Here is a 13,680-nt window from a genome sequence, read left to right on the forward strand (position 1 = left end):
GAACAGAATCGTCAATGATGTCATTTCATTGAACGATTGCTGTTCTTTTACTTTTGGCTAGTTAGTCTCATTTCTTGTCTCAGCTTCTTTTTAATATTCTTCTAGATCAGAAAAATTTGGCAATCGAATTACAAAAGTGGTGCCTTGGTCTTGTTTACTTGTGACAGTAATACTGCCGTCATGTGCTTTTACGAGTTGTTTTACAATGGAAAGACCAATACCTGATTCTCCGAAACTCGTATTTGTGCGAGATAAGTCTGCTTTATAGAAGCGGTCCCAAATTTGTTCCAATTCTTCTGGGTCCATGCCAGTTCCAGTATCAGTAATTTCTAGTATCGTTTCTTTATAATCGCTTCGTCCGCATAATGTAATGGTACCATTCTCCGTAAATTGAATGCTATTTTTTAAAATGTTCAATAAAATTTGGGTAAGACGATCATAATCAGCAAAGACAAGGAGATTGGTTTCAATGTCAAGGATAAGCTTATCACTTTTCAGCTGAGCAAGTGGTTCAAGCTGTTCAACTAATACTTCTGATAAAGCCTGAACGGAAAAGCGAGATTTTTCCAGTTTGATTTTATTGGCACGGATTCGTTCATAATCCAAGTTTTCATTAACAAGCTTTGTCAAACGACGTGATTCTTTATCAATAAGATGAATAACACGATTAGTTTCACTTTCTGGAATGACATTATTAACAAGTCCTTCAGTGAGTCCGGAAATGGTTGTAAGCGGTGTTCGCATTTCATGAGAAACATCTGCGATAAATTGTCGGCGCCGTTTTTCTTGACGTTCTATTTCCTCCTTTGAGGTGGCTAAGGTTTCTGTCATTTTATTAAAATCTGAGGAAAGTGCGCCAATTTCATCCCAGTTATTTTCGTTTAATCGCGTTTCATAATCCCCGCTAATCACTCGTTTTGTTGCTTCACGTAAGCGATTAATTCGATTCACTTGCAATTTAGCTAAAATAGCACTTAAAACAAGCGCGATGATTACCGATAAAAGAATCGTGAAAAACATGTAACGATTAATTGCTCCGATGACTTTTTCTGTCCCGCTGATCGGAGAGTTCAAAATAACTGAGCCAAGAAAGGTTTTGCCTGATAAAATCGGGACATACACAACAGACATTTCTTGATTAAAACGATTATCGACTTTAATCGTTACGGTTTCGCCTTTTTTGAGATTTTTAGAAGCCTCTTTTGAAATTTTAAAATCGGGCGGGAGTGGTCTGTCGGAAGTGGGAAACACAATTTGTTCTTGATTATTAAGAATTGTATATCGAATATGGTCAACATCAAGTGCGTGCTGATAAGCTTCTAGTGAAGTCGTCCGCATGTTCTCATCTCCAGCAAAACGAATTTCACTACTGATTTTTTCTCCATATTTTGTTAATAGCTCCACTTGTGATTCGTATAAATAATCTTTTAGAAAATTAGAGATAAGCAAGCCGATAAGTAAACAAGTCGCCAGCAAAATAATAAATTGCGTTGCAAACAGTTGATAAACATATTTAAATTTCAACTCACATCAATCCGTTTCATCAAATTTATAGCCTACCCCCCAAATGGTATGCAAAAATAAATGTTCCTCCGTTGCGATTTTCTTGCGGAGACGTTTAATGTGTACATCAACAGTTCGTTCGTCTCCGTAAAATTGATACCCCCAAACTCGCTCTAGTAATTGTTCGCGTGAAAAAACTTGGCGAGGATGCTCTATCAAAAAGTAAAATAAATCGAATTCTTTCGGTGTAAGTGCTTCAAGTGGGACATTTTTATAAAGAACTTCACGGGTTGTCTTATCAATTTGAAAGTATTCGGTTTGAAGTGAATGTGTCGTTCCGCTCAGTATCTTATCGTCATTAGAGGCTGGGGCTAAACGCCTTGAAACAGCTTTGATTCGGGCGATTAATGCAAGCGGGCTAAATGGCTTTGTCACATAATCATCCGCCCCGAGATCAAGTCCAAGTACTTGATCTGATTCAGATTCTTTTGCTGTAAGTATGATGATCGGAATATCGCTTACTTCTCGAACTTTACGACAAATCGTCATACCATCCATCGAGGGGAGCATCAAGTCTATAATCAATAAGTCGAATGTTTCTTTCAAAAATCGCTCATAGCCCACTTTACCATCATGAACAAAAGTCACATCAATTTGTTCTTTTAAGAAAAATAATTCCATCATTTGAGTAACACTTTCATTGTCTTCAATCATTAATAGTCGCATCAGCTACACTCCTTACTCTTTAAAAGTATCTTAAAAGTATTCATTTCGCAAGTCTTTACGATAAGTTTAAAAGTATAACCACAATTTGTTCATGCTTTTTTCATAAATGGTGCTTAAGATAAAATTTGTAACCGAAGAAATGGAGGAACGAATATGAATTTTATCAAGCGTGCTTATTGGAGTTTAAAAGCGAGAATAGGGCGGTCTATTTTACTTTTTATTATTTTTACGATTGTTTCCGTTTTAGTTTTATCTGGTTTTACAATTCAATCAGCTGCGAATAAAGCCAGCGAGTTAGCAAGAAAAGAACTTAGGGGAACAGTGACCCTTAGCTACGATAGAGAAAAACAGATGGAGCAAGCAGAACAAAATTCAGAAAACTCATCTTCTAATTCTAGTGAAAGAAAAGCTCCTTCGTTTAACACAACTCCTGTAAAGACTTCAGCGGCTGAAAGTTTGGCAAAATTAAATCATGTAACGAGTTACAATCTTTATTCAAGTACCCAAGCGCTTGCGGAGGATTTTGATCCAGTGAAATCAAGTGGTGACAGTTCGCAAGAGGAAAGTAGTGATTCTGCAAATAATACGGGTGAAGAGGGTAGGCTTGGAGGCGGAAATTCAACTGAAAATCGTCCGCAGATGATTCAAGCAGATTTAAGCGTAAGCGGCGTACTCGACTCGGCTAGTTCTACAGATTTTAGTGAAAAGTCTGCAAAATTAACAAGTGGTCGAGCGTTAACAAAAGCAGATGAAAATAAAAAAAGTTGTACTTGTTGAAAAGACACTTGCAAGCCAAAATAAGTGGAAAATTGGTGATTCCATTAAAATTCAGTCCAGTGATGAAAAAACTTCTGTTACTTTAAAAATCGTTGGCATTTACAAATCAAGTGATTCTTCAAGTAGTAATAATGGAATGGCAAATAATTTTTCATTTTTAAATCCCTACAATAAAATCTACGTACCTTATACCATCGCTAATACGCTTAAGGGTGCCAAATATGAAGGAACAGTTGACTCTGCAGTTTATACGATGGATGATGCGACTAATATCACTGCCTTTCAAAAAGAAGCGAAAAAGATGAATACAATTGATTGGGATGAGTTTAAGCTTGATGCAAACGACAGTTTATATAAGCAGATGATTGGACCTATTGAAAACGTCGCATCTTTTTCAAAAAATGTCGTTTATATCGTTTCTATTGCAGGTGTTTTGATGTTGGCGCTACTCGTGATGATGCAAATTCGCGAACGAAAATATGAAATGGGCGTGTTGCTATCCATTGGTGAAAAGAAAACAAAATTGTTAGGGCAATTTTTTGTAGAGATTTTTATTGTAGCAATGATCTCGTTTATTGTGGCAGGTCTTGCTAGTCCGTTTGTGGCACAAGTAGCGGGAAATCAATTACTTAATCAAGAGAATAGTCAAACAGCGGAAACGAACTCAACGTCGGGGAATTCAACAGGACAAAGTGGCCAAGATCATCGTGGGAATGGTCCTAGTGGGGGAGGCCCATTTGGAAGTGTCTCTAGCAGTTTCGAAAACTTGACGAAAAATCAAGAGGAAATCAAGAAATTGGATATTCAGGTGACTCCGGCTGAAATTGGTAAGATGGCAGGAATTGGATTCTTAATTGCTTTCATCTCTGTTGTGATTCCAGGGACGAGCATTTTACGTATGAATCCTAAAACGATATTGACTAAACAGGAGTAGTGATGAAGATGAAGAAAATTTTAACCTTTGAAAAAATTGGTTATTGGTATAAAACAAAGGAAGAAGCAATTCTTGAGGATTTAGATTTTTCTTTCTATGAAGAAACTTTTTATACAGTAGTGGGAAGTTCTGGCTCTGGAAAAACGACTTTTTTATCACTTGCAGGTGGTCTTGATAAACCTAATGAAGGAGAAATTTTTTATGAAGGATGTTCACTTCTAGAGATTGGTCTTTCAACTTATCGTAATCAATTTGTTTCTATTGTTTTTCAGAGCTATAATTTGTTGACATATATGACGGCGCTACAAAACGTGATAACGGCTATGGAAATTACTAAAGTCTCCTATCCAAATAAGAAAGAAGTCGCACTTGAACTTCTTGAAAAAGTTGGGATTGATGAAGTCAAAGCAAGGCAAAAAGTACTGACTTTAAGCGGTGGACAGCAACAACGCGTCGCGATTGCACGAGCTCTCAGCACAGAGACAAATTTAATCGTTGCAGATGAGCCAACAGGGAATCTAGATGAGCGAACTAGTAAGGAAATTGTGAAACTGTTTCAAGATCTCGCACATGTAGATGGGAAAACAGTGATCATGGTGACGCATGATCCGGAAATCGCCAAAGTTTCCGACGTGAAATTAACACTTCGAAATGGACAATTTCAAACAGTAGGAATGAAAGATTCTGCTATAATTAACAGTTGACAACAAGCATAAGCTTCTCTATAATTTTAGATATAGAAATTATGGTTATTTTTGTAAGAATATGATTTTAGTAATTGAACCTCAGAAGAGAACTTTTCCACGGCTGAAAGAAAAGTAGGGAAGAACTAAAATTGCTCTCTTGCGCAAAAAAAAACGTAAGTCTTGCGTTAAAGACATGAAGAGGTAATGATACAAGTCTTGTGTCGTTGCAAACAGGGTGGTACCGCGAAAATTTCGTCCCTGATGCAACGATTGCAAGGCTTTTTTATTTGTTAAGGGAGGAAAATGAAATGAAAACTTTATCAAGCAGTGAAGTTAGACAGATGTTTCTTGACTATTTTAAACAACACGGACATACGGTTGAACCGAGTGCATCACTTGTTCCGGTAAATGATCCGACTCTTTTATGGATCAATAGTGGGGTTGCAACCATGAAAAAATATTTTGATGGTTCTGTAATTCCAGATAATCCGCGTCTTGTAAATGCACAAAAATCTATTCGTACAAATGATATCGAAAATGTCGGGAAAACGGCTCGACACCATACTTTTTTTGAAATGTTAGGGAATTTTTCGATCGGAGATTATTTTAAAGAAGGGGCGATTACTTTCGCTTGGGAATTTCTTACTAGTCCAGAGTGGATTGGCTTTGACGCTGATAAGTTATATGTGACCGTTTATCCAAAAGACACTGAAGCGAAAAAGATTTGGAAAGAAAAAATTGGGCTCTCAAGTGACCGTATTGTGGAGATTGAAGATAACTTTTGGGACATTGGGGGCGGACCTTGTGGACCAGATAGTGAAATTTTCTATGATCGCGGTGAAGCGTTTGGAAATGACCCTAATGACCCAGAACTCTATCCAGGTGGCGAAAATGAACGTTACCTAGAAATTTGGAATTTGGTTTTCTCGCAATTTAATCACAATACAGATGGAAGCTACACGGAACTACCTAAACAAAATATTGATACGGGGATGGGACTAGAACGTATGGTCTCGATTATCCAAAATGCACCAACTAATTTTGAAACAGATTTGTTCATGCCAATCATTCGTGAAGTTGAAACAATTTCTGGCGAAAAATATGGAGTGGTTCCTGAAAAAGATGTAGCCTTTAAGGTTATTTCTGATCATATCCGGACTGTTGCTTTTGCTATTGGTGACGGGGCGCTCCCATCGAACGAGGGTAGAGGTTATGTGCTTCGTCGTTTGCTTCGTAGAGCTGTTCGTTATGCAAAAGTTCTTGGTATTAATGAACCGTTTATGTATAAGCTCGTACCAACTGTCGGTAGAATCATGAATTCGTTCTATAAAGAGGTAGAGAATCAACAAGACTTTATTGAAAAAGTGATTCGTACAGAAGAAGAACGCTTCCATGAAACGCTTAATGAAGGGCTTGCAATTCTTGAAGAGCTGATTGCAAAAGCAAAAACAGGGAATCAAATTATTGAAGGAAAAGACATTTTCAAACTTTATGATACGTATGGCTTCCCGGTTGAATTGACTGAGGAATACGCGCTTGATCATTCGCTACAAGTGGATCATGCGGGCTTTGAAAAAGAAATGGAAGCACAACGTGCGCGCGCGAGAAAAGCGCGTGCAGATGTGCAGTCCATGAAAGTGCAAGGTGAACTTTTACAAAGTCTAACGGAAGAAAGTGTTTTTGTCGGCTATGAAACAACGGTTCATGCTTCTGAAATTCTTTATTTGATTCAAAACGATGAACTTGTTGAAGAAGCAAAAGCTGGTGAAGAAGTGGAAGCTATCTTTAAAGAAACGCCATTTTATGCTGAAAGTGGTGGGCAAGTAGCTGATCACGGAACTGTTCAAAGTGAAACGGGTCTTGCTTATATAAAAGATGTTCAAAAAGCTCCTAACAAGCAAAATATTCACCGAATCGTTGTAGAAGAAGGTATTTTGAAATCGCAGGATCATGTGAAACTTACAGTTAACGCGGAAGAGCGAAGAAAAACGGTGAAAAATCATACCGCAACTCATTTGCTTCACCGGGCACTTAAAGACGTATTAGGTGAGCATGTGAATCAAGCTGGATCGCTTGTTGCCCCAGATCGCCTGCGCTTTGACTTCTCGCACTTTGGACAAATTACAGAAGAAGAGCTACAACAAATGGAAGCAATTGTAAACGAAAAAATTTGGGAGCAGTTGACCGTTTCGATTGATGAAATGCCGATCGATGAAGCAAAAGCGCTTGGTGCAATGGCGCTCTTTGGTGAAAAATACGGCGACATTGTTCGCGTTGTTCAAATTGGAGACTATAGCATTGAACTTTGTGGTGGTGTGCACGTCAAAAACACATCTGAAATCGGGCAATTCAAGATCCTTTCAGAAACGGGGATTGGTGCTGGAACAAGGAGAATCGAAGCAGTAACTGGAGAAGCGGCTTATCACTTTGTAACAGAACAAGAACAGCAATTAAAAGATGCTGCAGCAAAACTTAAAACGAGTCCAAAAGAAGTCTTGACAAAAATCGAACAATTGCAGCTTGAATTGCGCGAGGCGCGCCGTGAAAATGAATCGCTCCAATCAAAACTGGCAAATGCAGCAAGTGGTGCTATTTTTGAAAGTGGGGAAGACATTGGTGGCATCAATGTGATTGCTAAACAAGTAGCGGCAAAAGATATGGCAGCGTTACGTCAATTTGCTGATAACTGGAAAAGAAAAAAATATCGGAGGAGTTCTTGTATTAGGGGCTACTTCTGGCGAAAAAGTTAATTTGATTGCCGCTGTTTCAAAAGACGCAATGGCAAGCGGACTTCATGCGGGGAACATCATCAAACAAGTTGCACAACTTTGTGGCGGAAATGGCGGGGGTAAACCTGATCTCGCGCAAGCTGGTGGGAAAAACCCAGCGGAGCTAGAAAAAGCACTTGCTGAAGTTCCTACTATTATTCAAAATATGCAAGGCTAATTTCGGAAAGAAGAGCGCGAATTTGCGTTCTTTTTTTCTTGAAATATTAAAATTAGGTTAAGTGTGGCGTATTCCTTTGTCAATGTCGAAAGATTAGTGTAAAATAGATGGGAAAGTGAAGGAATAGAGGTGTAGACACGTTATGGGTACAAAAGATCAAACCATGTTCTATAATTTTGGAGACGATTCAATCGAAGAAGATGTTCGAAAAATTATGAAGCAAGTTTATCTTGCATTGCAGGAAAAAGGCTATAATCCAGTTAATCAAATTGTTGGTTATCTTCTTTCTGGCGACCCGGCTTATATCCCAAGGCATCAAGACGCGCGGAATTTGATTCGCAAGTTAGAACGTGACGAAATCATCGAAGAGCTTGTCCGCGCTTATCTTAAAAACAATGAAATTGGTGAAAAATGAGGATTATGGGACTGGATGTGGGTTCGAAAACAGTTGGTGTTGCGATTAGTGACGCGCTCGGTTGGACGGCCCAGGGAATTGAAACCATTTCAATTGACGAAGTTGCTAAACAGTTTGGTTATAACCGAGTGAAGGAACTTGCAGAAGAAAATGACGTTGAAAAAATTGTCGTTGGTCTTCCGAAAAATATGGATAATTCACTTGGAAGCCGTGCTGAAAGCTCAAAAAAATATGCCGAAGTTCTTGAAGCAAGAACGGGGATTCCGGTGGTCTTGTGGGATGAACGATTGACAACACAAGCTGCCGAGCGAACTCTTCTTGAAGCGGATGTCAGTCGAAAAAAAACGCAAGCTTGTGATTGATAAGCTTGCAGCAGTGATGATTTTACAATCCTTTTTGGATGCAAATAATAAATGAGGTGAAAAGTAATGGCAGAAAACCATAACCACGAGCACAACCATGAACATAATCATGGGGAAGAAGAAAACATCATTTGGATTACAAACGAAGAAGGCGTAGAAGAAAAATACGAAATTTTGTTTGACTTTGATTCAGATGATTTCGGAAAATCTTACGTGCTTTATTTCCCTGCAGGGGCATCTGAGGATGAAGAAATCGAAATTTTAGCATCTTCCTATGAACAAAGTGAAAACGGGAAAGAGGGTAACTTAAAACCCGTTGAAACGGACGAAGAGTGGGATATGATTGAAGAGCTTCTTGCTACTTTTTTAGCAGACGAAGACGAAGAATAAGCAAAAGACATGTTGCTTCAAGAAAACACGGCTTGAGTATCTCAAGCCGCATCAGAAGCTACATGTCTTTTTTTTGTTTCTTTACGAGCTCGTTTATTCCAAATCTTGTAAGCTAACCAGACAACGAAAGCGATGCACAGTACGAGAATAAGGTAGCTGATAGGCCGTGTGTATTTTTCAACAACAGACCAGTTAGATCCGAGGGTAAATCCAAGCCACGTTAAGAAAATATTCCAAGGAATACAGCCTAAGATCGTATAAATGGTAAATTTGGTTAAATTCATTTTAGCAATACCTGCTGGTAAGGAAATAAAAGTTCGGATAACTGGTAAGACTCGGCCGAAAAAAAACAGCAGATGCCCCGTAGCGAGTAAACCAGTGCTCAGCTTGATCGAGGTGTTTGACGTTTAAGAAAATATATTTCCCGAATCGAAGCACGAGTGCGCGACCGCCTTTTTTCCCGATGTAGTAAGCAATCCAAGATCCGACAAGATTTCCAAGGATACCTGCAAAAACGACTAGCCAAAAATTCAGTTTTCCTGCTTCCGCCATAAAACCACCAAAAAGCATAATCACTTCACTTGGAAGCGGAATGCAAACACTTTCGATCAACATGGCAAGAAAAATGCCGAAATGACCAAGAGTATCGATCAGAAACATGACAAAATCTTGCAGGCTTTGGATTAACGTGTGTAACATGACAAGACTCCTTTAATGTGTTCAGTTGTTAACTTTTTTTATTATAGCACAAATGTAAAAAAAAACGATGGAATCTTTTTGAAGTGACGAATAAGAGAATCTTTGTTAGTATAAATATAGTCGAAATTCGAAGAAAGAAGGCTAAAAATGGAAAAATTTGTAGTAACTGTACATATGGTAAGCGGACGTTCTTATGAAAAAACCGTCGAGAGTGAATCACAAAAGCGAGCGATCACTGATGCGCTTGTACCAACAGGAGAAGGAACTTTCTTGATTGACGACGATATGGGGCGCTCAATTCGACTTTATAAACGAAACATCGAATCCGTTGAATCAATGGATGCGTAATTTAATAGGCGTTTAAAATTTCTGAAAGGGGAAGACTCTTTCAGAAATTTTCGTGTTTAGTCGAAAAAGAGATAGTCACACGAGAAAAAAAATCGTTATAATAAACTGAACAAAGATTAAGAAATGAGGGATCATGCTTGGCAAGTTCAAAGGGTAAAAGGATTACGATCATTATCTCACTCATCGTACTCATTCTTGTTATAATCACGATTGCAGGCTATTTTTATGTAAAAAAACAACTGGATGCCAAAAATTCGGATAGCAAAGAAAAAATAGTGGTAGAAATTCCTGCTGGGGCAAACGCCAAAAAAAATTGGGAACATTTTAGAAGATGAAAAAGTCATCAACAGTGCGACTTTGTTTTCTTATTATGTAAAGTATACCAATGAAATGAATTTAAAAGCAGGCAGATATGAATTAAGTCCTTCCATGGATACTGAAAAAATTGTCAATGTCTTAAAATCTGGAAAAACGGCAGTCCCAGAACGGTTAGTAGTTCCAGAAGGCTATTCACTCGATCAAATTGCAGATCGGATTGTTCAATATGCACCGACACTCAAGAAAAAAGATGTGTTAGCCAAAATGGACGATCACACTTTTGTCGAGAAAATGATAGAAAGTTATCCTGATACGGTGACAAAAGATGTGTTGAATCAAGCTATTAAGCATCCACTTGAAGGTTATCTCTACCCGGCGACATATGAATTTAAAGAAGCAGAGCCGAAAATTGATACTATTCTTGAAGAAATGGTAAAAGCGACACAACTAAATCTTGCGCCTTACCGAGAAGAACTTAAAAAACAAAAGAAGAGTGTCCATGAACTGTTAACGATGTCTTCCATTATCGAAAAGGAAGCTACAGAAAATGTTGACCGGAAAACGATCGCAAGTGTATTTTATAATCGGCTAGATGAAAAAATGCGTTTGCAAACAGATCCAACTGTTCTTTATGCACTTGGAAAGCATAAATCTCGTACCTTATATAAAGATTTAAAAGTTGAGTCACCCTATAATACGTATTTAAATAACGCTTGCCGCCAGGTCCTATTTCTAATAGCGGGAAATCGTCTATTGAAGCAGCGCTTTACCCTGCTAAAACAGATTACTTGTATTTCCTAGCAAACACCAAAACAGGAAAGGTCTATTTTTCAAAGACACTTGAAGAACATAACAAATTAAAAGAAGAGCACATCAATGGAAATTGATTTTTAGACAGAATGGAAGGGATTTTTAAACTGATGGATGCGTTCATTCATGATTATTTATTGGAACAGATTCCCGCAAGCTCACCTTTTTTTCTTGAAATAGAAGAGTATGCAAAGCAAGAAGCGGTTCCAATTATGGAAAAAGATTCACTGCATGCCATGCTTCAAATTATGGCTATTCAGCAGCCTAAACGAATTTTGGAGCTTGGTACTGCAATTGGTTATTCGGCACTTAGAATGCAAGAAGTATTGCCCGAAACAGAAATTATTACAATTGAACGTGATGAAGATCGTTTTTCCGTTGCACAAGAAAATGTAGAGAGATTTGGGACAAACCAAGTGGAGCTTGTGCTTGGAGATGCGCTTTTAGATTTTGAAAAGCTTGGAAGCAAAGGACCTTTCGATGCGATTTTTATTGATGCTGCCAAAGCTCAATATGAAAAGTTTTTTGATTTATATAGTCCACATCTGACCGCTAAAGGCGTGATTTATAGTGACAATGTTCTATTTAAAGGACTTGCACTGGATGAACTTCCTGAAGTGCAGAAGAAGGCGAGAATCGCGAAAAAAAATGCGCAAGTTTAATGGCTTTTTGATGGATCAGCCCGAGTTTGTAACGAGTATCATTCCACTTGGAGACGGACTCGCGGTCACGAGAAGGAGAGACGGATGATGAAAAGAAAACCAGTGGTCGTTGGGGTAACTGGCGGTTCTGGCTCAGGAAAAACGAGTGTCTGCAAAAAAATTTATGAGCATTTTGGAGAATGCTCCATTTTGATGCTGGAACAGGATTTTTACTATAAAGACCAGTCAGATTTATCTTTTGATGAACGACTTCAAACAAACTATGATCATCCGCTAGCTTTTGATACGGATTTATTGATTGAACATGTGCAACAACTTTTACGTTATGAAGCAATCGAAAAGCCTGTTTATGATTATACAGTTCACAATCGTTCAGATGAAGTGATTCATCAGGAACCACGTGAAGTTATCATATTAGAAGGGATATTGATTTTAGAAGATCCGCGATTGCGGGACTTGATGGATATCAAGGTGTATGTTGATACCGATGATGATATTCGGATTATCAGGCGTTTAATGCGTGATATTAAGGACCGCGGGCGTTCGCTTGATTCTGTTATTGATCAATATTTAAACGTCGTAAAACCAATGCATAATGAGTTTATCGAACCAACAAAAAAAATATGCGGATATTATTATTCCAGAAGGCGGACAAAATCATGTTGCGATCGACCTGATGACAACAAAGATTGCTGTTGTTTTGGAAGAAAATCTTCATCGCTAGAAAGATGCTTGCTTGAAAAAGCAGAGCGTTTGCGGTAAAATGCTGATAGTAAATAAGATAATGACTTTGAGAAAGCAGATGCTTTTTCTAGAACAGCAGATTTTCAAAAAAGTGCGGGGCGCTGATCTCCGTACTTTTCTATACTTATCGATACGATATCAAAGGAGAGAACAAATTTGGCAACTGAAAAAGTATATCCCATGACGCTTGAAGGGAAAGCAAAATTAGAACAAGAATTAAATGAACTAAAAACGGTAAAACGTAAGGAAGTTGTAGAACGGATTAAAATCGCGCGTGATTTTGGGGATCTTTCTGAGAACTCTGAGTATGATTCTGCAAAAGACGAGCAAGCTTTTGTTGAAGGACGAATCACGACGCTTGAAAATATGCTCCGCAACGCTCACATCATTGATGGCTCAGAAGTTGACAATGATACCGTTACTCTTGGTAAAAAAGTAACGTTTACAGAAATCCCTGATGGAGATGAAGAATCCTATACAATCGTCGGCAGTGCAGAAGCTGATCCATTCAACGGACGCATTTCTAATGATTCACCGATCGCTAAGGGACTTTTAGGACATAATGTAGGGGAAGAAGTAGCGATTCAAACTCCAGGCGGTGAAATGACTGTTAAAATCATTAAAATCGAAGCTTAAATTCCTAGGTACATGCGAATAAGGTGGTGAAATCCTATGGTTGAAAGACAATCTAAAAATAAAAATCGCTGGGTTAAACAAAACAATGTAGAAGGTTCTCGTGTACAAACGAATACCAAGCGTAAGAAAACAAATTTGGTTTTAAATATTTTAATCATCATTGTTTCTTTACTGATTATTGGTTCTGTTTATTTTGTCATATTTGCGACTGAAAATAAAAATGACGCCCCCGCAACAAAAACGGCATCTTCCGTTCAAAAGAAGGAAGATGCCAATCTTTCAAACAAGGATAAAAAAGAACAAGCCAAATCTGAAAAAGATCAATCCAGTGAGAAAGAAACAACCTCGAAAAGCGATGACCCCAATGTTTCAGAAGTAATCAAGAAAAACTGGAAACCGGTTGGAACGAGTCAATCGGGGGAACATATCAATTCTTATGACGCAACAAGCATGGACTGGAAAGAGAAGATTAAAGCTTTTTCTGAGGCAACAGATATTGCAAGCGATAATATGACACTTTGGTTTGTCGGACGAGGGAAAGACCCAGCAACGGAATCGATTGGTACGATTTCAAGCAAAGATAAGCCAGATGAAACATACCGTGTTTACATTAAGTGGAAAGATGGTAAAGGCTGGGAACCAAAAAAGGTTGAAAAATTGAAAGAAAACGACAAGCGATAAACGTCTGGTTGCGACCTGGCGTTTTTGTTTTCATGAGGAGGAT

The 13,680-nt window shown here is 38.3% G+C and carries 8 protein-coding genes and 7 pseudogenes; 12 read left to right on the forward strand and 3 right to left on the reverse strand.

Annotated elements, in window-relative coordinates; all coding sequences use genetic code 11:
* Positions 1–90 precede the first annotated feature (90 nt).
* A complete protein-coding gene (gene pieS / locus MAQA_RS09525) occupies positions 91–1,524 on the reverse strand; it encodes a two component system sensor histidine kinase PieS (RefSeq protein WP_036073433.1) in 1,434 nt (477 codons plus the stop codon).
* A gap of 6 nt (positions 1,525–1,530) precedes the next feature.
* Positions 1,531–2,229, reverse strand: a complete 699-nt coding sequence (gene pieR / locus MAQA_RS09530) for a two component system response regulator PieR (RefSeq protein WP_036073435.1) — start codon at positions 2,227–2,229, stop codon at positions 1,531–1,533.
* 153 nt (positions 2,230–2,382) lie between these two features.
* Here pieR and MAQA_RS09535 point away from each other — a divergent pair.
* From MAQA_RS09535 to MAQA_RS09560, 6 genes and pseudogenes are all read left to right on the forward strand, one after another.
* A pseudogene (locus MAQA_RS09535) lies at positions 2,383–3,940 on the forward strand (ABC transporter permease).
* Positions 3,941–3,948: 8 nt separating this feature from the next.
* Positions 3,949–4,644: an ABC transporter ATP-binding protein gene (locus MAQA_RS09540; RefSeq protein WP_036073739.1), complete on the forward strand. Its 696-nt coding sequence runs from the start codon at positions 3,949–3,951 to the stop codon at positions 4,642–4,644.
* A gap of 290 nt (positions 4,645–4,934) precedes the next feature.
* Positions 4,935–7,572 (forward strand): annotated as a pseudogene (gene alaS, locus MAQA_RS09545) (alanine--tRNA ligase).
* Between the two features lie 142 nt (positions 7,573–7,714).
* Complete coding sequence (locus MAQA_RS09550; RefSeq protein WP_036073437.1) at positions 7,715–7,987, forward strand: IreB family regulatory phosphoprotein; 273 nt, start codon at positions 7,715–7,717, stop codon at positions 7,985–7,987.
* Positions 7,984–8,404 (forward strand): annotated as a pseudogene (ruvX, locus tag MAQA_RS09555) (Holliday junction resolvase RuvX). The gene MAQA_RS09550 and the pseudogene ruvX overlap by 4 nt, the downstream one beginning before the upstream one ends.
* Positions 8,405–8,415: 11 nt before the next feature.
* Entirely contained in the window at positions 8,416–8,739 is a 324-nt protein-coding gene (locus MAQA_RS09560) for a DUF1292 domain-containing protein (RefSeq protein WP_036073439.1), read from the forward strand.
* A 41-nt stretch (positions 8,740–8,780) separates the two neighbouring features.
* Here MAQA_RS09560 and MAQA_RS09565 read toward each other — a convergent pair.
* Positions 8,781–9,438: pseudogene (locus MAQA_RS09565) on the reverse strand (DedA family protein).
* 147 nt (positions 9,439–9,585) lie between these two features.
* On the opposite strand from MAQA_RS09565, the gene MAQA_RS09570 reads away from it, so the two are divergent.
* The 6 genes and pseudogenes from MAQA_RS09570 to MAQA_RS09600 all read left to right on the forward strand — a co-directional run bounded on the left by MAQA_RS09570 (position 9,586) and on the right by MAQA_RS09600 (position 13,637).
* The gene (locus tag MAQA_RS09570) at positions 9,586–9,786 is read left to right on the forward strand and encodes a hypothetical protein (RefSeq protein WP_036073442.1); all 201 of its coding nucleotides are present in this window, start codon (positions 9,586–9,588) and stop codon (positions 9,784–9,786) included.
* Positions 9,787–9,923: 137 nt separating this feature from the next.
* Positions 9,924–10,991 (forward strand): annotated as a pseudogene (mltG, locus tag MAQA_RS09575) (endolytic transglycosylase MltG).
* 33 nt (positions 10,992–11,024) lie between these two features.
* Positions 11,025–11,664: pseudogene (locus tag MAQA_RS09580) on the forward strand (O-methyltransferase).
* Positions 11,661–12,300: pseudogene (udk, locus tag MAQA_RS09585) on the forward strand (uridine kinase). Before MAQA_RS09580 ends, udk begins: the two co-directional pseudogenes overlap by 4 nt.
* Positions 12,301–12,476: 176 nt before the next feature.
* Complete coding sequence (gene greA, locus MAQA_RS09595; RefSeq protein ID WP_036073444.1) at positions 12,477–12,956, forward strand: transcription elongation factor GreA; 480 nt, start codon at positions 12,477–12,479, stop codon at positions 12,954–12,956.
* A gap of 36 nt (positions 12,957–12,992) precedes the next feature.
* The gene (locus tag MAQA_RS09600; protein ID WP_036073447.1) at positions 12,993–13,637 is read left to right on the forward strand and encodes a YrrS family protein; all 645 of its coding nucleotides are present in this window, start codon (positions 12,993–12,995) and stop codon (positions 13,635–13,637) included.
* Positions 13,638–13,680 lie beyond the last annotated feature (43 nt).

The sequence above is a fragment of the Listeria aquatica FSL S10-1188 genome (assembly GCF_000525795.1).
GTDB classification, from domain to species: Bacteria; Bacillota; Bacilli; order Lactobacillales; family Listeriaceae; genus Listeria; species Listeria aquatica.

Bases quoted from the DNA above. Each gene is read 5' to 3' on its own strand.
- pieR (WP_036073435.1), bottom strand. From the start codon at position 2,229: ATGCGACTATTAATGATTGAAGACAATGAAAGTGTTACTCAAATGATG.
- MAQA_RS09540 (WP_036073739.1), top strand. From the start codon at position 3,949: ATGAAGAAAATTTTAACCTTTGAAAAAATTGGTTATTGGTATAAAACA.
- MAQA_RS09550 (WP_036073437.1), top strand. From the start codon at position 7,715: ATGGGTACAAAAGATCAAACCATGTTCTATAATTTTGGAGACGATTCA.
- MAQA_RS09560 (WP_036073439.1), top strand. From the start codon at position 8,416: ATGGCAGAAAACCATAACCACGAGCACAACCATGAACATAATCATGGG.
- MAQA_RS09570 (WP_036073442.1), top strand. From the start codon at position 9,586: ATGGAAAAATTTGTAGTAACTGTACATATGGTAAGCGGACGTTCTTAT.
- MAQA_RS09600 (WP_036073447.1), top strand. From the start codon at position 12,993: ATGGTTGAAAGACAATCTAAAAATAAAAATCGCTGGGTTAAACAAAAC.